The sequence below is a fragment of the Archangium sp. genome, from assembly GCF_036277355.1.
Classification (GTDB): domain Bacteria; phylum Myxococcota; class Myxococcia; order Myxococcales; family Myxococcaceae; genus Archangium.
This window is the reverse complement of record NZ_DASUNC010000016.1, coordinates 37,034-60,420: the sequence shown is the minus strand read 5'-3', so window position 1 is coordinate 60,420 and position 23,387 is coordinate 37,034. Positions and strand designations below refer to the sequence as shown.

Here is a 23,387-nt window from a genome sequence, read left to right as displayed (position 1 = left end):
CGGGGCGGGCAACCGGGCACCGGCTCGCGGGCGGGACTAGGATGGGGCCTCGTGAGCTCCTCCCGTCTCCCGTCCGCCCTCGCCCGCGCCGCCGACGCCGTCCGCCGTGGCCCCCACTCCACCCCGCCCGACGGCCAGCGCCGCACCCGGCGCCTCGCCATTGGCGACCCGCAGGCGGACTTCACCCGCTTCCTCGCCATCCTCGACCACCAGGGCCTGCTCGGCCCGGACGGGTGGCTGCGGCCCGAGGTACAGCTGCTCTCGGTGGGGGACCACTTCGACTGGGGCAGGCCCGCCGAGCGCGAGGAGGCGGCCACGAGCGCGCTGCACCTGGTGGCGTGGATGGCCGCGCACCCGGCGGACCAGGCGGTGCTGCTGCTGGGCAACCACGACCTCGGCCGCGTGGGAGAGCTCGCCGGCTTCACCGACGCGCGCTTCGCCGCCGCCCAGGCGGAGGCGGATGGCATCTACCGGGGAGAGGACACCGACGAGGCCCGCGAGCGCGACTTCCTCACCCGCTACCCGGAGCTGCCCAACGTGGAGCTGGCGGCCCGTGACTTCGGCAACTTCCGCGAGGTGCAGCGGGACTGGGTGGCGTACCTGCTGCGCGCCGGGCGCTTCCGGGTGGCCCACGCCGCGGCGGAGCACCTGCTCGTGCTGCACGCGGGTGTCACGCGAGAGGACCTGCGCGTGGTGGGCCTGCCCGAGTCCCACCAGGCCCACGCGCCCACGGTGGCGGACGCGCTGAACCAGGCGCTCGCCACCGCGGTGGCCCACTGGAAGGAGGGGCCCTTCTCCATGCCCGGGCTGCACCAACCCGGCAGCGCCACGTACGGCGAGGGCCGCGGCATCTTCTACCACCGCCCCAGCCTGCTCCCCCAGGACGCCGCCCACCGCGCCGCCACGCCCCGGCGCCGCTTCGACCCGCACCGGCTCCCGCCCGGCCTCACCCAGGTGGTGGGCCACACGCGCGACAAGCGCACCCGTGAGCTGCTCGCGATGCCGCGCGAGGGCTACCGGGACGGCGTGCTGCGCTACCTCGTCACCGACGGCACCACGCTCCAGTACAGCCTCGGCACCCCTCCGCCCACCGGCCCCGGCGAGGCGGTGCTCATCTTCACCGACGGCGGCATGCGCGAGTCGCCCGTGGAGGCTTTCGAGCTCTTCGACCTCAACGGGCACCAGGAAGGACAGGGATGATGAGCACGACACGGAGACTCGTGGGGCTGGCGCTCGTGGGCAGCATGGGACTGGGCGGGTGTGCGGCCCCCCTGCGCGCGACCACCCGGGAGGCGCGGGCCACGGAGGCGCAGCTCTCGGAGCATTCCGAGGGCCAGGAGGAGACGTCCCCCGAGCAGGAGCAGGCGGAGCGGGATGCCTTCGCCCGGCGAGCCATGGAGGCCTTGCGTGCTTCGGGCGAGACTCGCCCCATCCACTACGACGAAGAGGGCTTCGTGCTGCGGCTCGGGGGCCCGGATGGGACGCTGGTGTTCCTGGCCAACTTCTTCGACGAGTACCACGCCGTGCCACCGGAGAAACGGGACGAGGTCCTCGCCCGGCTCGCCCGCGTGCAGAACCTGCCAGACCTGCCGGCGACGCTCGCCGAGGCCCGGCCGAACCTGCTGCCGGTGGTGCGCAGCCGCACCTTCTTCGAGCAGCTCCGGCTGGTGATGAAGGGCCCGCCGGGCAAGCCGCTGCCCATCGCATGGAAGCCCCTGGGAGGTTTCCTCGGCGTGGGCCTGGCCTTCGACGGGCCGGACACGCTGCGCTACCTCGGGCCCGAGGAGCTGACGCGCTGGGGCGTCTCCTTCGAGCAGGCGCTCGGCATGGCGGTGGAGAACCTGCGCCCGCGCAGCACCGAGCCCCTCGAGCAGCTCGCCCCCGGCACCTGCAAGGCCCCCTGGGAGGACAGCTACGCGGCCTCACGCATGCTGCTCGACGAGGTGGTGCGGCGCTGCGAGGTGAAGGGGACGCCAGTGGTGCTCGTGCCCCATCGCGACCTGCTCCTCATCACCGGCTCCGAGGACGAGGACGGGCTGAATCAGGTGGCCACCCGGGCCCTGGGGGCGATGATGGCGCCGCGCGCGCTGGACGGCCGGGCCATGCGCCTCGCGCCCGAGGGCTGGGTGCCCTTCATGCCCGAGCGGCTCAGCAACGCCTGGAGGGACTTCCGCAAGCTGGAGCTCTTCACCCGGGCGCGCGACTACGACGAGCAGACGCAGCAGTTGGAGAAGTTCTACGAGGAGAAGGGCGTGGACCTCTTCGTGGCCGCCTACACCCCGTACCAGGACGAGCGCGGGCGCAGCCTCAGCTACGCCGTCTGGCTCAAGGGCGTGGACGCCGTGCTTCCTCGCGCCGAGGTCATCTTCTTCATGGATCCGGCGCTCGGCCCCGAGGCCCCACCGGTGGGCATTGCCCGATGGGAAGATGTGTCGCGGGTGGCCGGACAGCTGCTCGCGCCGGTGGAGGGGCTCTACCCCGAGCGCTACCAGGTGAAGGGCTTCCCCACCCGGGAACAGCTCGCCCGGTGGCAGAACGACCCGGGCGACCTGTTCGACGAGGACGGGCCCTGAGCACGGGCCCGTCCCCTCACTTCGCCTTCGTGGCCGCCAGCTTCTTCTCCAGGGCGTCCACCATGCGCGGCGAGGCCTGGGCCCCGGAGAGCGTCTTCGCATAGGCGATCGCCTCCTCCAGGGTGCGCACTGCCTCGTCCTTCTCCCCCCGGGCGACGTAGATGTCCGCCCGCTCCGAGGGGACGCGCAACCGCCGGCTGCCCCGCACCTTCGACAGCGCCCGGGTGCTCGCGGCCAGTGCATCGTCCAGCCGTCCCAGCCGCCGGTAGAGGTTGGCCAGCCGCGCGGGCGGGTTGTAGTCGTCCGGCAGGTCCTTCTCACTCTGCTCGATGGCCGGCACCACCCGCATCAGGTCTCCCAGCACCATCGCGGCGCCGATGCGGTGCGAGTCGAACACCGTGCGCTGCTCGGGCGTCGGAGCCCTGGCCGCCTCGCCCTCGAGGAAGGTGAGCCACTGCCCGGCGAGTGCCTTCGCCCCGGCCTCGTCCTTCGCCTCCGAGCGGGCCTGCACCAGCACGTCGTACACGCCCGAGCGGTCATCCCCCGGCATGACGATGTCCGGCGAGAGCGCCTCGCGCGCCTTCGCCTCCAGTGAGTCCCTCAGCGCCTGCGCATCCGGGGTGCCCCGCGGCACCTGCAACGCACAGGACAGCCCGAGCGCCGCGGCGTTCGCCCACGAGGCCGAGTGCGGCACCTTGGGCAGCTCCGCCAGCGCCGTCCGGGCACAGGCTTCGTGCCGGCTCGCGCCGTACTGGGCGATGAGGGTGGACTCCAGCGCGCGGCCACGGCGGGACCAGTCCGCCGGAGCCTCGGCCAGCGCCTGGGCGAGCACGTCCGCCGCCTCGGCCTCCTTGCCCTCGCCATAGAGGGCATCGCCGCGCGCCAGCAGCGCCTCGGGACCCTGGGCGACGCCACGGTACGCCCGCTCACCGTCCTCGAAGAGCTTCTCGAGTTGCGGCACGGTGGCACTGCCCGCGAAGCGCACGAGGGCCTTCTCCTCCCGCGGGTCGATGATGAAGAGGGTGGGCCAGTTCTCTACCGGGTATTTCTCCTGGAACAGCGCGTTACCGGGAACATCCGTGTTGATCTCGAGCCAGACGAACCGTCCGGCGTGCCGCGCGAGCGCTTCATCCGTGAAGACGAAGGCACGCATCGAGCGGCACGTGTGTCACCACGGGGCCCAGGTATCGACGAAGAGGGGCAATCCCCTCGACTTCGCCTCCGACAGGGCGCGCGAGTAGTCATCCTCGATGAACGGCAGGGAGGCCCGGGCATGCGACGCCGCGGGCTCGGACACGGCCGAGGTGCGCGCGGCGGAGCAGGCCAGCAGGCCCACCACGAGCAGGCTGGAGAGGTGTGTTCTCATGAGCCCGGTACCCTACTCCGGGGGCGGGCAGGGGAGAAAGCAAGGCGCCTCGGCGGTGCCGGGAGTGGGATATGGTGCCCCGATGAGCGGCCGAGTCCTTCTCATCGACGACGACCCGAGCATGCTGGAGATGCTCCAGAACCGCCTCACCCGGCGCGGCTTCACCGTCACCACGCTGGGCGAGCCCAACGCGGCCCTGCCGTTGCTGATGGAGCAGCCCTTCGACGTGGTGCTCACGGACCTGAACATGCAGGGGCTGAGCGGCACGGAGCTGTGCGAGCGCGTGGTGGCCAACCTGCCGGAGCTGCCGGTGGTGGTGTTGACGGCCTTCGGCAGCATGGAGACGGCCGTGGCCGCCATCCGCGCCGGCGCCTATGACTTCATCACCAAGCCGGTGGACCTGGAGGCGCTGGCGCTGACGCTCGCCCGCGCCGTGCAGCACCATCACCTCAAGGGCGAGGTGGTGCGCCTGAAGAAGGTCGTCACCGAGTCCCAGCGCCTGGGCGGCCTGCTCGGCTCCAGCCCGCCGATGCGCAAGGTGTATGACCTGCTCGGCCGCGTGGCGGACTCGGACGCCACGGTGCTCATCAACGGCGAGAGCGGCACGGGCAAGGAGCTGGTGGCCCGGGCGCTCCATGAGAAGAGCCGGCGCGCCTCGGGGCCCTTCGTGGCCGTCAACTGCGCGGCCATGCCCGAGGCCCTGCTGGAGAGCGAGCTGTTCGGCCACGCCAAGGGGGCCTTCACCGACGCCAAGGCGGCGCGCTCGGGCCTCTTCGTGCAGGCCCACGGCGGCACGCTCTTCCTCGACGAGGTGGGGGAGATGCCCCTGGGCCTGCAGCCCAAGCTGCTGCGCGCCCTGCAGGAGCGGGTGATGCGGCCGGTGGGCGGGGAGCGCGAGGTGTCCTTCGACGTGCGCCTGGTGGCCGCCACCAACCGCGACCTGGAGGGCATGGTGGAGGAGAACCGCTTCCGCGAGGACCTCTACTACCGCCTCAACGTGGTGCAGATGGAGCTGCCGCCGCTGCGCTCGCGCGGAGGGGACATCCTGCTGCTGGCCCAGCACTTCATCGAGCACTTCGCCGCGCGCGCGGACAAGCGGGTGACGGGGCTCAACGAGGCCGTGGCCGAGCGGTTGATGAGCTACAGCTGGCCCGGCAACGTGCGCGAGCTGCGCAACTGCATCGAGCGCGCGGTGGCCGTCACCGGCGCCGAGCGCCTCACGGTGGAGGACCTGCCGGAGAAGATTCGCGCCTACCGCGCCTCGCACGTGGTGGTGGCCAGCGGAGACCCCTCGGAGCTCACCACGCTGGAGGAGGTCGAGCGCCGCTACATCCTCCGCGTCATGGAGGAGGTGAAGGGCAACAAGTCGCTCGCCGCGCAGATTCTGGGGCTGGACCGCAAGACGCTCTACCGCAAGCTGGACCGCATCAAGGGCTCGGGGGAGTAGCCCATGGCGGGGGCGGGGGACTTCCGGCCGGGCCGGGTGGTGGCCGGGCGCTACCAGGTGACGGGGAAGATTGGCCAGGGCGGCATGGGCACGGTGTACGAGGCCGAGCAGCTGGGCCTCGAGCGCTACGTGGCCCTGAAGGTGCTGCACCCGCATGTGGCGAAGACGCCCGGCGCCGTGGCCCGCTTCCAGCGCGAGGCGCAGCTCCTGGCCCGGCTGAAGCACCCGGGCGTGGTGCACCTCTTCGACCACGGCGCCGACGGGGAGGTGCTCTACCTCGCCATGGAGCGGGTGTTCGGCATCCCGCTCGACGAAGTGCTGGAGACCCATGGCCAGCTGGAGGTGAAGGCAGCGGTGGAGCTCGCCGCGCAGGTGCTGGACGTGCTGGAGGCCGCGCACGGCCTGGGCATGGTGCACCGCGACCTCAAGCCCTCCAACGTGATGCGGGTGGGCGAGCTGTCCGCCCCCACGGTGAAGGTGCTCGACTTCGGGCTGGCCGCGCTCGTGCACGAGGAGCCACAGGCCCGGCTGACCGGGAGCGGACAGGTGCTCGGCACGCCCGCGTACATGTCTCCCGAGCACTGCCGCGGGGAGCCGCCCGATGGGCGCGCGGACCTGTACTCCGTGGGGTGCCTGCTGCACGAGCTGCTCGTGGGCCAGCCCCCCTTCGGAGAGTCGCCCGCCGTGGAGGTGATGAGCGGGCACCTCTACCGCCCGCCTCCGCCCGTGCGCCAGCTCCGGCCGGAGCGGGGCATTCCCGAGGCCCTGGAGAAGCTGGTGCTCGCGTGCCTCTCCAAGACGAAGGCCCAGCGTCCGGCGAGCGCGCGGGAGCTGGCCGCCCGGCTGCGCGAGTCGCTGGCTCCGCCGCCCCTGCGCGGTGAGGGCAAGAAGCAGGAGCGCACGCAGCCTCCACCCGCTCCACCTCCCGCGCCCACGCCCGAGGTGCTCGCACGGCCCGTGGGCGTCATCGAGCCGGAGGGCTCCGCCCCGCCCCACGGCATCGGCACCGCGCTGGCGGTGGCCGGCTACCGGGTGGTGCCCTGCCGCGAGGGCGACTCCCTGGAGGGCCTCCACGCCCTGGTGGTGGTACCCCGGAGCGATCAGGCCCAGGAGGAAGCCCTGGCGCTGGCGAGCACCCTGGCCACCCGGCCCCACGCGCCGCCCGTGCTGCTCTGCGGCAGTGGCGAGGACTTCTCGTTGATGTCCCGTGCCGTCGCGAGCGGCGTGTACGACTACGTGCCGCTCCCCCTGGACCCCACGGACCTGGCCCGGAAGGTGGGCCGGGCCCTGCGCTCGCGCCGTTGAGGGGGCGCATTCGTCCAGGGCCGACAGACCTGGCACGTCTTCCGTGGGCATCCGGCCCGCCACGTGCTGTCCTCCGGCCTCCGGATGAACGACCTCGCCCACCTGCGCACCGCCCTCGAGTCCGCCCGCGACGCCCTCCCGCCCCCCGAGCGCTTCCCCGAGCCCTCCGACGCGGACACCGCCCGACGCCTCGTGGAGCGGCTGCGGCGCGACCTGCTGCCCCGCCTGGGCGGCGCCGACGCCCCCCTGCTGCTGGTGGCCATCGCCGGGCCCAACAACGTGGGCAAGTCCACCCTCTTCAACGCGCTGGTGGGCACGCCCCTGTCCCCGGCCCGCCCCGAGGGAGGCCTCACCAAGCAGTGCCTCGCCGCCGCGCACCCGGACACCTGGACGGGCTCGCTCAAGGACTTCCTCACGAGCCGCTACGACATCGTCCCCGTGGCCTCGGGCGAGGCCGCGCCGGTGGACCAGCCCGGGCCCGCCGGGCGCCTCTACCTCGTGCTCGCCGGCGCCGTGCCCCGGGGCCTGGTGGTGATGGACACGCCGGACTTCGACAGCGTCTACCGCGACAACCGCGAGCGCGCCGAGGCCCTGCTCGTCACCGTGGACGTGCTCGTCTTCGTCGTCAGCCGGCAGACGTACCAGAACGCCGCGCTGGTGGACTTCCTGCGCGCTGGCGTGGGCCACGGCCGCCCCTACCTCCTCGTCTACAACGAGGCCACGCGCGAGGAGGTGGCGCGCGGGCACCTGGAGAAGCTGGCCTCGGACGTGGGCCACCCGCCCCTGGCGCGCTACCTCGCCCCGCACCAGCCCGAGGTGGAGGCCGGGGAGAAACCGCTCGCCACGAATCCGCTGGACGCGGCCCCCGCGCTCACCGCGCTGCTGGGCGAGGCCGAGCACGCCCAGGCCCTCAAGGCCCGCGCCCTGGCCGCCTCGCTGCGGGACGCGCGCGCGGAGATGGAGCAACTGGCCCGGGCCGCCACCCGCGCCGCCCATGAGCCGGAGCGGCTGCGCCAGCGGCTGCGCCACGAGCTGCTCGGAGTGGGCCGGCACGCGGCCCTCAAGGCGGTGCCCGCGGACGTGCTGGTGGAGGCCTTCCGCGACGAGCTGGACGCGCGCAGTGCCTTCCACCGCTACGTGCGCCTGCCCTTCCGGGGGCTGGCCACCGCCCTCACCTTCCTCTCGCGCCAGGTGCGCCGCTCCTTCACCGGCCCCGAGCCCACTCCGGCCCCCGCGGGCCAGCTCACCGAGGACACCCTGCGCGATGGGGTGCGGCGCCTGGTGGAGCTCTTCGCCCCCGAGGTGGCCGCCTGGCACGGAGACGCCCGGACGCGCGAGCTGCTCTCCGAGTCCTTCGGCCCGCCCACCCTGGCCCGCCTGGAGGAGCCCCTGGGCCTCGAGGCGATTCAAGCCCATACCGCCGACCGCGAGAGCCTCTACGCCTTCTGCCGGGGACTGGTGGGCCACGAGCTGCAGGGCGGCCTGCGCGAGGAGGTGCTGCAGACGCTCACCACGCTCGTCTACTCGGTGCCCTCGGGCGCCGCCGCGGTGGTGACGGTGGCCACCGGCGGCCTCGGCCATGACGCCGTCATCTGGGCCGGCACGCTCCTGTCCACGCCCCTGCTGGAGCGCTTCGTGGACGCGCTGGGCGCGGACATCCGCGAGCGCCTCACCCAGAAGTGGGCCGATGCCCACGGCGCCACGCTCGCCCAGGCCCTGGAGCGCCGTTTCTTCGCCGGGCTCCTCGAGCACCTGGACACCCAGGTTTCCTCCTGGGCGCGCACCGCCTCCACCCTGTCCGAGACGACCTGCCGGATCTCCTCCTGAGCACCCGCCGTGTCAGACCCCTCGTACAGCCCTGAATGCGTGCGATGCCCGATGGAGAACCCGGGACGCGCCTCCCCTTGTCCCTGGAGCACGGCTGCGGCCAGGATGGGGGCCTCGGGATACCGGTGTTCCGGGAGGGCAGCACATGGGCGCTCCGACGAAGGGTGGAATGAGCCGGACGGGGGAGTACTTCCAGTTCGTCCCCTGCGGAGCAGCCCTCGCCGTCGTCGAGGTGCCGCCCGGCGAGCGCCCGTGCTCCTCGGGCGAAGTCCTCACCCGGCAACAGCTCGAGGAGTGGCCGTGGCGTCACTCCATCCCGAAGGTGACGTCCTCGGCCCTGTCCGGATACATCAACAGCCTGCATCACCTCCCCGGCTTCGAGAGTCATGCCCCCAGCGCCTTCTCCCAGAGCCCAGGCCTGACTCCGCTCTCCCGGAGCGGCTGGCGCGGCAGGCTCGGCGAGCTCTCGGCTCAGCACGGCGGCTTCGTTGCCCAGCAGGACCTCAACGCGCTGCGCTACAACCACCCCATCTTCGACCTGCGCAACCGCCTGGGCGGGCTGAGCTCGGTGAAGACGAGCGTGCGCTCGGAAGACGGCGGGGAAGCCTTCGCCACCTACCTGCGGGGGCTACGGGACGTGGTGGGCCTGCGCCGGCCGCCTACGCCAGGGCACGCGCGGCCCTGTATCCCCACCTGACGCCCTCCGCGGGCGAGGCCCTGTTGCTGCGCAACGGGTACATCTCCGTGAACGCGGATGACGTGAAGCCCTTCCAGGACGCGCTCCGGGACGCCAACAACTACCGCAAGCAGGCCTACCGGGAGATAGCCGACAGGTTCCTGGAGCACGAGCCGGTGCGGCTCAACGGGACGGTGTACCGCACGTACGAGGCGCTGGAGAACGCGCGCAGGAGCACGGGGACTCCGGGCCCGGTGCGCCAGCGGGCCGACAACGCGCTGCGCGCCCTGCGCGAGAAGATCGCCAGCCGGGTGCAGAGCAATGGGCTCACCACGCAGCACCTCATCCACCTGGAGCGCTTCCGCCAGCAGGTGGCCACCGCCAATCCGCGGATGACTCCCGCGCAGATAGACCGGTGGGTCTTCCCGGAGTTGTTGATGGTGGCCCGCCATGGCGGCGGCGTGCGTGGACATGCCGTCTCCGCTGCCATCGCGGGCGGACGCGGCGCGGCAGGGGGTGCCGTGGTGAGCGTCCTCTTCGAGTTCGGCCATATCGTTTACGAGAAACGACCGGACTTCATCGTGCCCGTACTGAAGGCAGGAGCAACCGGAGGAACTTCAGGCCTGGTAGGCGGCGCGACCCAGAACCTGGTCACGTCCAAGGCGGGCAGTGAGCTGTCGCGCAAGCTCATGGGCCAGGGGATGAACACCCGGTGGGCGACGGGGGCGGGCAGGGCCATGGGTGGCTTCGCGGGAGGTGCCGTGGCCGCCTCTGTCTTCACGCTGGCGTCGCTGGCGCTGGATGACGAGGAGCACAGCCGCACGGACTACGTCGCCACGGGAACGCGGGCCTTCATTTCAGGTAGCCTCAGTTCCGCGGTCGCGGCGGGCCTCGTGGGCGCGCTGTGGGGCTCCGAGGTTCCCCTGCTCGGCAACGCCGTGGGATTCATCGTCGGTTTCGCCGGGTACTATGTCGTGGACGCACTCACGGGCGAGCAGGTGGAGCAAGGGGTCCGCCGAGCCCTGGATCGCCCCTCACGTGGCGGGCGATGAAGGGAGCAGGCCAGGTGCTGGGACTGATGGGCGGCAAGAAGCGTCTTTCGTTGTGGCGGCTCGGATTGAGGGTATGGCCGTTCGCTTTCGGGCTCGTCACGGCTTTTGAGTACTGCCGGAGCACCTACCATCCGGGCTCTCCCTGGAAGATCGACTGGCCAGGAGTGGTCGTGGTGGCGACCGCGCTGATGGGTCTGGTGGTGATGATCGCGGAGCACGTCCGGGCCCAACCCAGCCCCGAGCAGAAGGCCGCCCTCTCGGCCATCTTCGCCGCCGGGCCCGGCACCATCGGCGCGGTGCTGGTGACGCGCGACGGCGTCCCCGAGGTCATCGCCACCGTGCGCAGCCTCGAGGAGTACCTGGAGCTGGCCGGCTCGGGCCAGTTGCCCCATGACCACCGCGTCTACCTGCCCGCCGACGCCTGAGCCCGCCTCGGCTCCGCTGTCTCCATCCGCTCCCGGCTCCTCCACGGTGCAAGGCCCGCGTCTGCGGCCCGGCGCGTGATGCACCCCCGCCCCTGGATGAACGGTGCCGAAGCGACCGCCACCCTTTCTCCCCGGCCCGCGCCCAGGAAGGTGGCACCCCACCGGGCCTCACGTCCGCCCGACCCGATCCGCCCGGTCGGCCCGACCTCCGGTCCCGTACGGCTCCGCGCAGCCGGGACGACCTGCCGCATCTCCTCCTGAACGCCCACCGTGTCAGACCCCTCGTGCACAGTGGGTCCAACCGCATCTCGCGGACCACACGAGGCGGGTAGGGACACGTCGCACATGGGTTTCCCAGAGGGATGAGCGGGTTGGACGCTGGAGAAGAAGGCGGCAGGGGCCGGCCTTCACGGGAACCAGGGCAGGACAGGGTGACTTCAAAAATAGGGTTGAAGAAATGACCTTTGCAGTCCTGTTCCGACAACCTGATGCGTCGTATTCCGCCTTGCCTACATTTCAGGGTGGGTTCAGGTATGGACAAGAAACTGGCGAAGACGATTGGAGAGGCCGCCCGGACGGCCCGTCTGCGTGCGCAGCTCACCCAGGCGGATGTGGCGGAAATGGTGGATCTCGTGACAGAGGTCTACGGACGAATCGAGCGCGGCGGCATGGTGCCGAGCGTTCCGACGTTGCTGCGGCTGTGCCGCGCGCTGAGGATTTCAGCGGACGAGCTGTTGGGGCTGGCCGGGCCGGATGGTTCGCTGCGGCTCGCAGACCCGCCGAGCGAGCAGGGTGAGAAGCCGGAAGTGCGGGCGGTGCTGCGTGTGCTGCGGCAGCTCGACTCCGGGCAGATCAAGCTGCTGGGCCGGCTCGCGGTGGCGCTCAAGAAGGAGTAGGCCGCCGCTGGAGGCCCACCGGGAGCCGGGGTAGAGTCGGGTTCCCTCTATACAGTGACCCCGGCCTTCAACTTGACCGCAGAAGTAGGCCGGGGGATGCTGCGTGTGCCCCCGTGTACCTACATCCCTTCCGAAGAATGGCCGTCCTGCTGGTGGCACTGCTGGTGACGCTGGCGGGGGTGGCACATGCCCAGAGCCGCAAGCCGCAGCCGCTGCCCGCCGTGGTGATTGATGGAGACCCGGTCGCGGCCTCGCCGAAGCTGCCGGGAACAGGTCTCTGCACCGCATCGAAGGTGTCCTCGAGTCCAGACGCCGACTTCCGCAGCGACGCGTCGAGCTACAGCTACTACTTCAACGTCTTCATGGACACGGGTGCGATGAAGCCGGCCACCTCCGTGCTCCGCACCACGTTCGATCTATCGAACAACAACCTGGAGAGCGTGCAGCGGCAGAGCTTTGGCGACTTCACCGATGCCGTTGCCGGGTGCGCGTCGGGCGGGTGTCCCTTCTACAGGAATGATACCAGCACTCCATTCGGGACCCGTCTGCGCGGCTACCTGAACGTCACGCCAGACTTGGTGGATAAGCCGCTCCACTTTGGCGTCTACACAGATGACGGCGTGTCGCTCGTCATTTACGACCAGAAGACCGGCCACCGAGTCATCGAGCGGACGCCCATCCGAGGCTTCTCAAGCTGGCACACCACAAATCGCGTCACTTTCAAGAAGCCGGGGCTCTATCCCGTCGAGCTCCTGTACGCGGCTCTGGGTGGTGACTCGGCCCTGGAGCTGTCCACCTTCATCGGCACGTATGCGGACATTGACCACGAGGCGACGCAGCTACCCATCATCAGCTTGAAGGACGACGGCTTCACCCTGATGCAGCCCACCGCCTTCTATCAGACGGAGAGCGGGCGCCCGTCGTATTCGGATCCTGCAAAGTGCGAGCAGTGCAACCGCCAGTACGCCAACACGGCTGGCAACAACGGGTGCGGTCCAGGCTACTACTGCAACGGCGCGGCGCTGTGCGCGCCCTGCGACTCCTCCATCTTCTGCGGCCCCAGCTGCTCGCCGTGCGGTGCGTCCACCCCGCTCTGCCTCAACCGCAACGGCACGTTCACCTGCGCACAGTGCGACAACGACACGCAGTGCCCCAACGGCCGCTGCGACCCGGACACCAACCAGTGCCGTGGCTGCAAGACCGACGCGCACTGCCCCAAGGGCGAGTTCTGCGGCGCCGACAACGAGTGCCACGAGTGCGTCACCGACGACCACTGCCCTCGCGGAGAGACCTGCGCCGGCAACACCTGCCAGCCCTGCTCCACCAACGACAGCTGCGCGGGCACCTCCTGCAACTGCTGCCCCGGCGGCCTCCAGTGCGCTGCGGCCTCCCCCGGCGCCTCGCCCAGCTGCGTGGAGTGCACCGGCGACGCGGACTGCTCCGGCGGCAAGAAGTGCGACATCGCCAACGGCCGCTGCGTGGAGCAGATCGCCGAGTGCAACACCTCCGAGCGCTGCGGCTCCCAGTGCGTCAAGTGCCCCTCGGACCGGCCCTACTGCATGGACGGCCAGGTGTGCGTCGAGTGCCGCTCGGACCTCGAGTGCGGTGACGGCAAGTTCTGCGTCAGTGGCGAGTGTGCCTCCTGCACCACGGACAGGCGCTGCGGTGAGCGCTGCGAGTCCTGCCCCGGCGAGCAGCCCTTCTGCCTCACGGACGGCACCACCCGGGGCAGCTCCTGCGTGGGCTGCCGCGAGAACGCCGACTGCGGCCCCGGCGGCACGTGCGACCCCACCACGCGCACCTGCTCCGCCTCCACCTGCTCGGTGAGCTGCGCCGAGGGCACCGTGTGCTACGGCGACGCCTGCGTCCAGTGCTTCGCCGACGCCCACTGCCCCTGCGGCGGTACCTGCGACACCGCCCTCAACGTCTGCACCACCTCCTGCGTCGACAGCAACGACTGCCTCGGCGTCCAGCACTGCTCGGCCAACACCCAGCAGTGTGAGCGCGGCCGGCGCATGCCCGGCACCGAGCCCCAGGGAGGCGGCTTCTGCTGCGGCACCACCGCGGACAGCACTCCCGGCGGCCTCGGCCTGCTGCTCCTCCTGGCCGCCTTCCTCGCCCTCCGCTCGCGAGGCTCCGCGTGAAGCACTCCGCCCCCATCGCCCTCGGACTCGCCCTGGGGCTCGCCGCCTCCGGGAACGCCTCCGCCCAGGACACCCGCTTCGACGTGCAGGCCTTCCGCCCCGTCGGCGCGCCCCGGGACCTGGTCATCGTCGGCCAGTCCCGCCCCATGGGCGATTACGACCCGTCCCGCCCCCTCGAGCTGGACAAGAGCATCGCCGTCTCCGGCGGCGCCTTCTTCAACCTCGCGTTGGATCCGCTGGTGCTCGTCGCCGCGGGCACCAACTCCAAGGTCATGAGCGTGGTGGGCAACCGCCTCCAGCTCGATGCCGTGGCCTCCGTGGGCCTCTTCGGCTGGGCCGAGCTCGGCGTGGACATGCCCCTGGTGCTCGCCCAGGCCGGTGACAACCTGGAGGCCATCGGCACCGAGGGTTTCATCCAGTCCTTCACGCCCGGAGACCTGCGCCTCAACGGCAAGGTCGCCGTCCCCGGCCTGCGCCGCGGCAAGCCCGAGGACGCGGGGTTCGGTTCCGCGCTCACCTTCGGCCTGGGCTTCCCCACCGGTCTCCAGGAAGCCTTCGCCAGTGACGGCGCGGTCACCGGCAACCTCGGGCTCATCTTCGACTACCGCTTCGAATCGGGCGCCCTGCTGGCCCTCAACACCGGCCTGTGGCTGCGCCCGGACTACGAGTTCGCCGGGGTGCAGTGGGGCAGCGCCGCCACCTTCGGGCTCGGCGCCGAGCTGCCCCTCATCCGCGGCTGGGGCATCAACGCCGTGGGCATGCTCTCCGGCAGCACGCCCCTGAAGAAGCTCCCGGAGGACCCCCAGCAGATTCCCGCCGAGCTGCTCGTCGGCCTGCGCTGGTACAACACCGCGCTCGGCCTCCACGTCACCGTGGGCGGTGGCGGCGGCTGCGGCTGCTCGCTGACGGCGCCCACCCTGCGCCTCTTCACCTCCCTCCTCTGGGCCCCCGGCCCCGAGACGGCGGCCATCCAGCGCTACATCGATCCTCCCGAGCCCCCCGTGGACCCCGATGGCGACTCCGTCATCGGCAAGGGCGATGTCTGCCCGTCCATCGCCGGCCCCGTGGAGAACGGGGGCTGCCCCGATACGGACCAGGACCGTGATGGCATGGTGGACCGGCTCGACCGCTGCCCCACCTCCCCCGGCCTCGAGGACAACGGGGGCTGCCCCGAATCGGACCAGGACCGCGATGGCGTGGCGGACCGGCTCGACCGCTGCCCCGAGCACCCGCAGGGCCAAAAGGGCCGCGACGGCTGCCCGCTCACGCGCATCGACGGGAACAAGATCGTCATCCTCGACCAGGTGCACTTCGCCACGGACCAGGACGTCATCCTCCCCGAGTCCTTCCCCATCCTCGATGAGGTGGCCGACCAGCTGCTCAAGCACCTGGAAATCCAGCGCGTGCTCGTCGAGGCCCACACGGACGCCCGGGCCACGGACGCGTACAACTACGACCTGTCGCGCCGCCGCGCCGCCAGCGTGATGAACTTCCTGCTCGACAGCGGCATCGCCGTGGAGCGCCTGTGCTCGGCGGGCTTCGGCCGCAGCCGCCCGCTGGCCGCCAACGACTCCGAGTCGAACATGGCCCTCAACCGCCGCGTCGAGTTCACCATCATGCCCCCCGTCGAGGGCACGGTGATGCCGCCCTGCCCGCCGGACCCCGCCGCCGAGCAGGTGCTGCCCGTCAAGGGGACCAAGGGTAGGCGGTAGCAGCCAGACACCCCAAGCCTCCCAACGGAGCGTGGAAGAGCCTCCATGCTCCGTTTCACTTCTACGCGCGTAGAAGTGGATTCAGGCAGCGACGGCTCAGCGCTGGGCCGTCTTGACCTCGAAGACGACCTCGGCGGCGGCCTTGCGCCTGCCTGCCGTGGCCGTCACCACCGTGCGCCCCGGACCCACCGCCGTCACCTGCCCGGTGGCCGACACCGTCGCCACCGACCAGTCCGAGCTGAACCAGGTCACGGGCACGTCACTCAGCGCCACGCCCCGGTTGTTGAACGTCTTGGCGCGCAGCTGCAACTTCTGGCCCACCTTCGCGAAGACCAGGTGCGTGGGATCCACCTCCACCCGCGCGAAGTCCGAGCGCACCACCTGCACCTGCAGGTTGCGGCTCAGCGGCGGCACCGTGGCCGTGATGGTCGCCTTCCCGGGCGCCACCCCCATCAGCCGCCCGTTCTCCACCCGCGCCACCGTGGGGTCACTCGTCGTCCACACCGGCGGCACGTCCACCAGCGGCTTGCCCAGCTCGTTCTTCACCACCGCGGAGATGGCGATGGAGTTGCCCGCCAGCAGGAAGTCCGCCCCATCCACCCGGATGTCCACCAGGCTCGGGATGGACACCTGCACCTCCACCGAGGCCCGCGCCTTTCCAGCCGCGGCGGAGATCTTCGCCTTGCCGGACTTGCGCGCCACCACCACCCCGTTCTCCACCGTGGCCACCTCCGGCGCCGAGCTCACCCACCTCAGCTTCGGGTCCTCCACCGGCTGGCCATTTCCATCGAGCGCCACCGCCTGCAGCACCACGGACTCCCCATGGGCATGCAGCGGCCGGTTCTCCGGCATGGAGAGGGTGAGCGACTCGGGCGCGGAACGGCAGGCACCGAGCAGCAGCGCGGACGACAGGAGCAGCGAGCGGGTGAACGTCGGGGTCTTCACGGAGGTCAGGGGGGCTTGCGGGCGTACGAGCGTGCCTCACGAACAGCGGCGCGCATGACTGTATTTCGATACGGCCAGTTCGCAATGATTTGCAAGTGCGCCCGTCCGCCCGGTTGCCCCCTTCCGCCGGGTACCCGACGCTGGAATGCACATCTTGGACGAGGAGGTTCGAGCCAGGGGGTCACCGGCCTTGATCCACAACGTCTTCACGCTGCTCTCCGTCCTGCCCGCACGCCCTCGCCGGGCCGCCGTGCGCACGCTGATGGACTCCCTCTGGCACCTGCGCACCACCGAGGAGGTCCTCGGCCGGGAGAACCTCCCTCCCCCGCCCTGCCTTTTCATCTGCAACCATCTGTCCAACGCGGATGGCTTCACGCTCGTCCGCGCCCTGCGGCCCCGGAAGGTGTACTTCCTGGCCGGTATCAAACTGCAGGGCACCGTGATGACCCGGCTCGGCACCGAGGCCGTGGACACCATCTTCATCCGCCCCAACTCCTCGGACATCGAGCCCATCAAACGCGCCGTCGAGACGCTCAAGGCGGGCCACTCCGTCCTCATCTTCCCCGAGGGCGGCCGCAGCCGGACCGGCGCCCTCACCCGGGCCAAGAAGGGCGCCTCCCTCATCGCCCGCCGGGCCGGTGTCCCCATCGTCCCCGTGGCGCTCACCGGGACGGAAAAGTTCATGCCCATCGATGACCGGGACATGGGCCGGGAGCAGGTGCGCCGCGCCCACCTCACCGTCCGCTTCGGCACGCCCTTCCTCCTCGAGGAGCTCGAGGCCGAGGCCGCCGGTGCCGAGGACCCGCGCCAGGCCCTCACCGACGCGATGATGCGGCGCGTGGCCGGGCTGCTCCCCCCGGAGTACCGCGGCGTCTACGCCGGCCCCGCCCCCGAGGCCGAGGACGAGGCCCCCGCCCCCGTGGAGCGCCCGGCGGCCCACGCCCCTCCCCCCGAGCCCGGCCGCTGAGCCCCCCTTCGCTCACTCCCCGGCGTGCCACTGCAACCGGCTCGCCGTCCCCCCCGGGGCCAGACTCAGCGGGGGCAGGTAGAGCCCCAACCGCTCGCGGTTCCACCACGCCCCCGTGCGCCGGTGCGTCTCCCGGTCCGTCATCCGGTAGTCGTACAGGGTGGCGCGGACGTAGCGCGGCGGGTGCTCGGGGAAGGGATTGATGGCGAGCAGCTTCAGCACGTCCGGCGAGCCCTCGAGCAGCCGCAGCATGAAGGCGAGCAGCCAGACGGGCGGCGAGCCCAGCGCCGCGAACCACATCTGCCAGTCCAACCGCGGCTGATGGGGGGCCACCTGCCTCGGGGGCCGCTCCGGGTCGCTCACCTTGTAGCGGAAGGTGTACTCGTGCCACGTCTCGCCGTCGTCGGAGCCCTCGATGGCGAGCTCCGGCCGGCGCACCGTCATCACCGCGAAGAGGCCATAGGGATTCACCGCGCGCAGCGGACGCGCCCGCATCTCCAGCCACTCCAGCCACCGTGGCGCGCCGCGGGGACGGTTGAAGCGGGCCAGGATTTCATTCATCCCCAGGACGAGGAAGGGCACGGCGGGGAGCCAGGCACCCAGTGTGCGCCACCAGGGCCTCGGCCTCGCGGGCGGCGGGGCCGGCAGGAAGCGCCGCAGCGACGCGTCGTCCAGCAGCCACAGCCCGAGCACCAGCGACTGCACGTTGAAGAAGCCGTAGTTGCCGGTGGCGATGATGACGCCCTGCAGCCCGGTGAAGAGCCAGAAACCCAGCAGCCGCAACTGCCTCGGCGCGAAGACGAGGAAGGGCGCCACCGTCTCCAACGCCAGCACCGCCGCCGTGGAGAACCGCTGCACCTGGTGCGGCAGGTGGTGCGCGTACCAGCCGCCGCGCGTGGGGAGCGGCGCCGTCTCATAGTAGGAGTCGCACGCGGTGAGCTGGCGCCACGTCTCGTCGCCGGACTTCAGCTTGGACACCCCGGAGCCCAAGTAGAGGCGGAAGAGGAGCGCTCGCCACAGCAACACCTGCGCCGCGGTGGGCTCGTACCGGCCCGGCCCGGGCCTCAGTCCCATCGGCGCCGTGAGCAGGCCGAGCAGCCCCATCTCCAGCAGCAGCGCGTCCCATTGGAACGAGAGGAACTCCCGCCCCACCGAGACGTACGAGAGGTAGAGGGCCCACAGCCCCGTCAGCGAGACCTGGGGCGCCACGCCCGCCATCACCGCCAGCGACAGCACCTGGCCCGCACGCAGGCCGCGCACCAGCGTCTGGTCGGACGCATCCAGCCACAACAACGAGGGGTACCAGAGGTACCGCTCGTGCCCCATCGCCGTCATCCGGGGCGAGGAGGTCAGATCCTTCACGGGCAGGATGCCGCGCGAGCCATAGAGGCCCCGCACCTGCCGCGCCAACGAGGTGAAGGCGATGAGGTAGATGCCGCCCAGGGCCCGGAAGAACACCTGGCGCACGAGCCGGTGCCGCGGCGGCGCCACCGAGCGCTCGGCGAGCCTGACGAGCAGCCCGTCCCCGCGTCTTCGCGTACGCCTGCCCGGCCGCCGGGCGGGTAGCTCACGGAGCATCCGGAAGAACGCCTTGGCGCCCTGGGGGCGGACAGCACGCATGGGGCTCCCCTCCTTCTCTCGTCAAAGCTGGGAGCAGCGGAAGGCCCGTGCCGGGAGAGCCCAATCCCTCGCCCCGGAAGGGCCCGAGCGGCCGGGCCTCCACGCGCCGTGTACGCGGGTGCCTAGCTTTGCCGCATGAGCGAGCCCAAGGAACGAGCCCACCGGACGGTGCAGGTGCTCCCCGGCATCCACCGCTGGAGTGTGAAGGATGACCGCATCGGCGGCGTGGAGAGCGAGGCCTACGCCGTGGTCGCCGAGGATGGTTCCGTCACCCTCATCGACCCGCTGCCCATCGACGACAAGGCGCTGCGCAAGCTCGGCCGGGTAGAGGCCATCGTCCTCACCGCCGGCAACCACCAGCGCGCCGCCTGGCACTTCCGCAAGCTCTTCGGCGCTCCCGTGTGGGCCCCCCGCGACGCCTACGGCCTGGAGGACTCGCCGGATGCCACCTACGACGCGGGCGACAACCTCCCCGGCGGCCTCGTGGCCTACCACACCCCCGGCCCCGTCGAGTCCATGTTCGCCCTCTGGATGGAGCGGCCCCGGAGCGTCATCTTCCTCTCGGACCTCCTCACCCACGTCGACAACGGCACGCCGCGCTTCGTGGAGAGCCAGTACCAGGACGAGCCCGGCCGCACCCGGCTGAGCATCCAGCGCATCCTCGACCACCTGCCCGTCGAGGTGCTCTGCTTCGCGCACGGCCGCCCCATCCTCCAGGACGGCGCCTCCGCCCTCCGGCGCGCCCTGGACGAGGACACCGAGGCCCCCGCCCCACCCGAGCCCCGCTGAGCGGAGCGGCTACTTCGCCACCGCGTCCAGCCGGCAGCTCACCGCCAACGAGAGCACCACCTCATCCACCGACTCGGGCTCCTGCTTCACCGCGCCCGGGGGCTCGCAGGCGGCGAGCTGCAACGGCGCCCGCTCGGACTGCGCCTGGGCGATGAAGCCCCGCGCCCGCTCCACCCACCGCTTCATCAGCTCGTCCCGGCGCGCCTCCGGGTCGCGCACCTGCGCCACCGGGAAGCCGAACGACGCCCGCAGGCCCGTGTTCGCCTTCTCCGCCGCGGCCGCCTCCTGGCTCCCCACCTTCACCAGCGTGGCCACCAGCGCCGTGCGCGCCCAGAAGTCCTGCGCCTCGGGCAGCGCCACCTCCAGCACCCCGTGCGCCATCCCGTCGCTTCCGCTTCCAGCCATCCGCTTGCCGCCCGAGTCCAGGCCCACGTCCTTCATCTTCACCGCCACCTCCACCTTCGAGGCCTCGGCCGCCGCGCGCACGTACCGCTCCACCGCCGCCTTCAGCTTCGGCACCGCCTGCTCCAGCGACTCCGACTCCTGCCGGAAGGCGAAGGACACGCGCAGCACGTCCGGCCTCACCTTCAGGCCCTCCTCCACCGCCGCGAGGGGGGGAACGGGCTCGGGCTCGTACGAGCTGGCCACGGCGCTCGAGACCGAGGAGCGGCCACACGAGGTCCACAGACAGACGAGCACCACACAACCGGGGAAGACGAGGTGACGCAATTGCATGAGGGACTCCAGTGGAATGTGCCGCGCAGCTTGCCAGCAGGTAGGCTCGCCGTCCGCCATGTCCTACAAAGAGAAGTACGCGCCCTCCCTGCATGAGCCCGCCCCCCTCCGCGCCGAGCTCGTCGTCCGGCCAGACCAGCTGCGCGTGGCCTTCACCGTCTCCCTCGAGTCGGAGGGCATCGAGCAGACCCTGCCCCTCCTGCAGCGCGCGTGCGAGCAGCTCCAACGCCGCGCCCGCGAGGCCACCGGCACCGAGGTGACGCTCCGGCCGAGGGACACGCGCTTCAACCGCTCGGCCCCGAAGAAGCTGTCGCTCCCCGAGGACGAGGACCGCACCTTCGTCGCCGTGGATGGGCTCCTGGTGCTCCCCCTCCCCGCCGAGCTGGATTTCTGGGCGCGCAGCTCCCGCGTGGGCTCGCTGGTGCGCGTGTGCCACGAGATGGAGCGCGACAGCCGCGAGTCGAAGAAGCAGCCCCGCTTCGGCTTCGGCTCCGTGGAGGCCTTCGTCTCGCAGCCCGAGCTTCATCGCGCCGAGCTGCTCCGCCGCTTCGTCGAGCGTGCTCGCGAGGTGGCCTCCGCCCTGGGCTCGGCCGAGGCTCCGCTTCACGTGGTGGATTGCGCTCCCGCGGGCGCCGTGGAGCAGGCCCCCGTGTCCCTCGAGGAGGTGGGGTTGTCTCTCCAGGTGCACTGCCGGCTGGATGTGGTGCTCGGGAGAGGGGATTCACGCGGCAACGGTTGAGGTACCCGGGCCTTCCACCGGGAGCTCGAGCACCACCTCCGCTCCCGGGCCCTGCGTGTCCGCCACCCAGGCCCGCCCTCCGTGGCGCTTCGCCACCTCCTGCACCACCGCCAGTCCCAGGCCCGTTCCCCCTCCCTTCGGCTCCACCCGGTGGAAGGGCCGGAAGACCGACTCGCGGTGCTCCGCCGGAATGCCCGGCCCCTGGTCCCTCACCGACAGCCTCCACCTCGCCCCCTCGCGCTCCAGCCGCACCGAGATCTCCGTCCCCTTCGGCGCGTACCGCAGCGCGTTCGACAGCAGGTTGTCCACCGCCTGCCTCACCGACGCCGCATGGAAGGTACACGGCGCGGGCTCCGGCCCCTCCACCGTCATCCACACGCCCCGCCCCTCCGCCTCGGCACGCGCCGCCGCCGCCGCGTCCTCCACCACCTCGCGCAGGTCTCCCGCTCGCACCTCCCAACCCCCTCGCCCGAAGGAGGCCAGGTCCAGCAGGTTCCCCGCCAGCGCGCTCAGCCGCTCCACCTCGCGCCGCGTCTCCTCCAGCGCCTCGCGCAATGACTGGGCGTCCCGCTCCTTCCACAACGCCAGGTCCAGGCTCGTGCGCATCAACGCCAGCGGCGTGCGCAGCTCGTGCGCCGCCCGGGCGATGAGCTGCTCCTGCCCCTCCCGCGCCTCGTGGAGCCGCGCCGAGGCTTCCCGCAACGCCCCCTCCACCTCGGACACCTCGTCTCCCCCGCGCCCCTCCTTCGCGCCCGCGGGAAGCTCGCCCTCGCGCAGCCGGCCGATGAGCCCCCGCAGTTGATTCAGCCGCCCCGCCAGCCACCGCGCCTGCCACGTCTGCAGTCCGAAGAGCACCACCCCCAGCAGCGCCGCCACCGCCAGCGTCACCGCGTGGAAGGCCCGCACCGCCGAGTCCTGCTGCGCCAGCGACGCCGACAGCCGCAGCGTGTACACCCCACCCGCCGGAGCCCGGATGCCCAGGGTGAGCTGCCGCCACCGCTCGCCCTCCACGTCCCGCACCGTCTCGAAGCGCGGCGGCTCTCCCGGCGGATGCGGCGCGGGCGCCGGCCCATGTGCTCCCTCCTCCGTGGACGGATAGGACACCAGCCGCTGGCCCTCCGGAGAGAACACCTCGGCCACCGGCGCGAAGGGGCGCACATCGTGCTCCAGCGGCGAGCTCAGCATGTGCAGGTGCGGCTGGCCTCCCGGTCCATCGAGCAGACTCACTGACTCCACCGCCGCCTGCGCCAGCAACCCCCGGTCCACCGAGCGCGCCAACCACGCCTCGAAGAGCTCCCCCGCGAGCGTCAGCGTCAACAGGATGCCCACCATGGGGACCAGCGCCCCCAGCAGCCACAACCGTGTCGCCAGCCTCACCCGCGCTCCTCCACCACCAGCCGGAAGCCCACGCCTCGCACCGACTGGATGGACACCCCGGGCTCCACGTCCAGCTTCTTCAGCTTCCCGCGCAGGTACCCCACGTACACGTCCACGATGTTCGGCGGCCCATCGAAGCTGTCACCCCACACGTGGCTGAGCAGCGTGGAGCGCGCCAGCACCTCGCCCACGTGGCTGGCCAGCTCGGCGAAGAGCGCGAACTCCCGCCCCGTCAGCACCTGCTCCCGCTCTCCATGCCGCAACACCCGCCGCCTCGAGTCCAGCACCAGCGGGCCCACCTGCTGCGCCGGCCCCTGCGCATCTCCCCGGCGGTGCAGCGCCTCCAGCCGCGCCAGCAGTTCCTCGAAGGCGAAGGGCTTCACCAGGTAGTCGTCCGCCCCCGCGCGCAGGCCCACCACCTTCTCCCCCACCGTGCCCCGCGCGGTGAGCATCAACACCGGCGTGCGCAGCCCCTGCTGGCGCCAGCGCCGCAACACCGCCAGCCCGTCGAGGTCCGGCAGGTTCCAGTCCAGCAGCACGGCGTCGTAGGCAATCTGCAGCGCCTGCTCCAGCGCGTCCTCGCCCCGCTGGCACACGTCCACCTGGTGCCCCGCCTCCGTCAGGCCCCGCTGGAGCAGCCGGGCCATCTTCTCCTCGTCCTCGACGAGCAGCAGCTTCATGCGCGGGCCTCCTTCACACGGCCCGTCAGCGTCTCCTACCGCCCTCCCCATTCCAAGCGGTAACGGCGCGGCGGCCCGCACCTCGGGCGAGCGGGCTGGAGTCACTGAGGGG

At 71.6% G+C, this 23,387-nt stretch carries 21 protein-coding genes; 14 read left to right on the top strand and 7 right to left on the bottom strand.

Features of this window, described 5'->3' with window-relative positions; all coding sequences use genetic code 11:
* Window positions 1-51: 51 nt before the first annotated feature.
* Together VFZ09_RS03180 and VFZ09_RS03175 are read left to right on the top strand one after the other, a co-directional pair.
* Window positions 52-1,200, top strand: a complete 1,149-nt coding sequence (locus VFZ09_RS03180; RefSeq protein ID WP_329725961.1) for a metallophosphoesterase — start codon at window positions 52-54, stop codon at window positions 1,198-1,200.
* Window positions 1,197-2,573, top strand: coding sequence for a hypothetical protein (locus VFZ09_RS03175; RefSeq protein WP_329725960.1), 1,377 nt, complete (start codon window positions 1,197-1,199; stop codon window positions 2,571-2,573). Before VFZ09_RS03180 ends, VFZ09_RS03175 begins: the two co-directional genes overlap by 4 nt.
* A gap of 16 nt (window positions 2,574-2,589) precedes the next feature.
* On the opposite strand, the gene VFZ09_RS03170 is transcribed toward VFZ09_RS03175, so the two are convergent.
* Window positions 2,590-3,726: a thiol reductase thioredoxin gene (locus tag VFZ09_RS03170; RefSeq protein WP_329725959.1), complete on the bottom strand. Its 1,137-nt coding sequence runs from the start codon at window positions 3,724-3,726 to the stop codon at window positions 2,590-2,592.
* Window positions 3,727-3,741: 15 nt separating this feature from the next.
* Window positions 3,742-3,939: a hypothetical protein gene (locus VFZ09_RS03165; protein ID WP_329725958.1), complete on the bottom strand. Its 198-nt coding sequence runs from the start codon at window positions 3,937-3,939 to the stop codon at window positions 3,742-3,744.
* Window positions 3,940-4,021: 82 nt separating this feature from the next.
* On the opposite strand from VFZ09_RS03165, the gene VFZ09_RS03160 reads away from it, so the two are divergent.
* The 9 genes from VFZ09_RS03160 (at window position 4,022) to VFZ09_RS03120 (ending at window position 15,423) form a co-directional block, all read left to right on the top strand.
* Entirely contained in the window at window positions 4,022-5,386 is a 1,365-nt protein-coding gene (locus VFZ09_RS03160) for a sigma-54 dependent transcriptional regulator (protein WP_329725957.1), read from the top strand.
* 3 nt (window positions 5,387-5,389) lie between these two features.
* On the top strand, window positions 5,390-6,691 hold the full coding sequence (locus tag VFZ09_RS03155; protein ID WP_329725956.1) for a protein kinase domain-containing protein: 1,302 nt from the start codon (window positions 5,390-5,392) through the stop codon (window positions 6,689-6,691).
* Between the two features lie 84 nt (window positions 6,692-6,775).
* Window positions 6,776-8,518 (top strand): GTPase, encoded by a 1,743-nt coding sequence (locus tag VFZ09_RS03150; RefSeq protein ID WP_329725955.1) that lies wholly within the window; start codon window positions 6,776-6,778, stop codon window positions 8,516-8,518.
* 145 nt (window positions 8,519-8,663) lie between these two features.
* Window positions 8,664-9,215, top strand: coding sequence for a hypothetical protein (locus tag VFZ09_RS03145; RefSeq protein WP_329725954.1), 552 nt, complete (start codon window positions 8,664-8,666; stop codon window positions 9,213-9,215).
* Between the two features lie 23 nt (window positions 9,216-9,238).
* Window positions 9,239-10,246, top strand: a complete 1,008-nt coding sequence (locus tag VFZ09_RS03140) for a hypothetical protein (RefSeq protein ID WP_329725953.1) — start codon at window positions 9,239-9,241, stop codon at window positions 10,244-10,246.
* Window positions 10,243-10,671 (top strand): hypothetical protein, encoded by a 429-nt coding sequence (locus VFZ09_RS03135; RefSeq protein ID WP_329725952.1) that lies wholly within the window; start codon window positions 10,243-10,245, stop codon window positions 10,669-10,671. The genes VFZ09_RS03140 and VFZ09_RS03135 overlap by 4 nt, the downstream gene beginning before the upstream one ends.
* A 533-nt stretch (window positions 10,672-11,204) precedes the next feature.
* Window positions 11,205-11,567: a helix-turn-helix domain-containing protein gene (locus VFZ09_RS03130; RefSeq protein WP_043412376.1), complete on the top strand. Its 363-nt coding sequence runs from the start codon at window positions 11,205-11,207 to the stop codon at window positions 11,565-11,567.
* A gap of 137 nt (window positions 11,568-11,704) precedes the next feature.
* Window positions 11,705-13,711: an outer membrane exchange protein TraA gene (traA, locus tag VFZ09_RS03125; RefSeq protein ID WP_329725951.1), complete on the top strand. Its 2,007-nt coding sequence runs from the start codon at window positions 11,705-11,707 to the stop codon at window positions 13,709-13,711.
* Window positions 13,708-15,423 carry an OmpA family protein gene (locus VFZ09_RS03120; protein ID WP_329725950.1) on the top strand — a complete coding sequence of 572 codons (1,716 nt, stop codon included), beginning with the start codon at window positions 13,708-13,710 and terminating at the stop codon, window positions 15,421-15,423. Before traA ends, VFZ09_RS03120 begins: the two co-directional genes overlap by 4 nt.
* A 96-nt stretch (window positions 15,424-15,519) precedes the next feature.
* On the opposite strand, the gene VFZ09_RS03115 is transcribed toward VFZ09_RS03120, so the two are convergent.
* Window positions 15,520-16,368: an Ig-like domain-containing protein gene (locus VFZ09_RS03115; protein ID WP_329725949.1), complete on the bottom strand. Its 849-nt coding sequence runs from the start codon at window positions 16,366-16,368 to the stop codon at window positions 15,520-15,522.
* 190 nt (window positions 16,369-16,558) lie between these two features.
* Here VFZ09_RS03115 and VFZ09_RS03110 point away from each other — a divergent pair, with 190 nt between their 5' ends.
* Complete coding sequence (locus VFZ09_RS03110; RefSeq protein ID WP_329725948.1) at window positions 16,559-17,335, top strand: lysophospholipid acyltransferase family protein; 777 nt, start codon at window positions 16,559-16,561, stop codon at window positions 17,333-17,335.
* 12 nt (window positions 17,336-17,347) lie between these two features.
* Here VFZ09_RS03110 and VFZ09_RS03105 read toward each other — a convergent pair whose 3' ends face one another.
* On the bottom strand, window positions 17,348-18,955 hold the full coding sequence (locus VFZ09_RS03105; protein ID WP_329725947.1) for a lipase maturation factor family protein: 1,608 nt from the start codon (window positions 18,953-18,955) through the stop codon (window positions 17,348-17,350).
* Between the two features lie 135 nt (window positions 18,956-19,090).
* On the opposite strand from VFZ09_RS03105, the gene VFZ09_RS03100 reads away from it, so the two are divergent.
* Entirely contained in the window at window positions 19,091-19,744 is a 654-nt protein-coding gene (locus tag VFZ09_RS03100; protein WP_329725946.1) for an MBL fold metallo-hydrolase, read from the top strand.
* A gap of 9 nt (window positions 19,745-19,753) precedes the next feature.
* Here VFZ09_RS03100 and VFZ09_RS03095 read toward each other — a convergent pair whose 3' ends face one another.
* Window positions 19,754-20,479 (bottom strand): hypothetical protein, encoded by a 726-nt coding sequence (locus tag VFZ09_RS03095; protein WP_329725945.1) that lies wholly within the window; start codon window positions 20,477-20,479, stop codon window positions 19,754-19,756.
* A 58-nt stretch (window positions 20,480-20,537) separates the two neighbouring features.
* Here VFZ09_RS03095 and VFZ09_RS03090 point away from each other — a divergent pair, with 58 nt between their 5' ends.
* Window positions 20,538-21,218, top strand: coding sequence for a hypothetical protein (locus VFZ09_RS03090; protein WP_329725944.1), 681 nt, complete (start codon window positions 20,538-20,540; stop codon window positions 21,216-21,218).
* On the opposite strand, the gene VFZ09_RS03085 is transcribed toward VFZ09_RS03090, so the two are convergent.
* Both VFZ09_RS03085 and VFZ09_RS03080 read right to left on the bottom strand, forming a co-directional pair.
* Window positions 21,201-22,595 (bottom strand): HAMP domain-containing sensor histidine kinase, encoded by a 1,395-nt coding sequence (locus tag VFZ09_RS03085; protein WP_329725943.1) that lies wholly within the window; start codon window positions 22,593-22,595, stop codon window positions 21,201-21,203. The genes VFZ09_RS03090 and VFZ09_RS03085 overlap by 18 nt on opposite strands.
* Complete coding sequence (locus VFZ09_RS03080; protein WP_329725942.1) at window positions 22,592-23,275, bottom strand: response regulator transcription factor; 684 nt, start codon at window positions 23,273-23,275, stop codon at window positions 22,592-22,594. Before VFZ09_RS03080 ends, VFZ09_RS03085 begins: the two co-directional genes overlap by 4 nt.
* Between the last annotated feature and the right edge of the window lie 112 nt (window positions 23,276-23,387).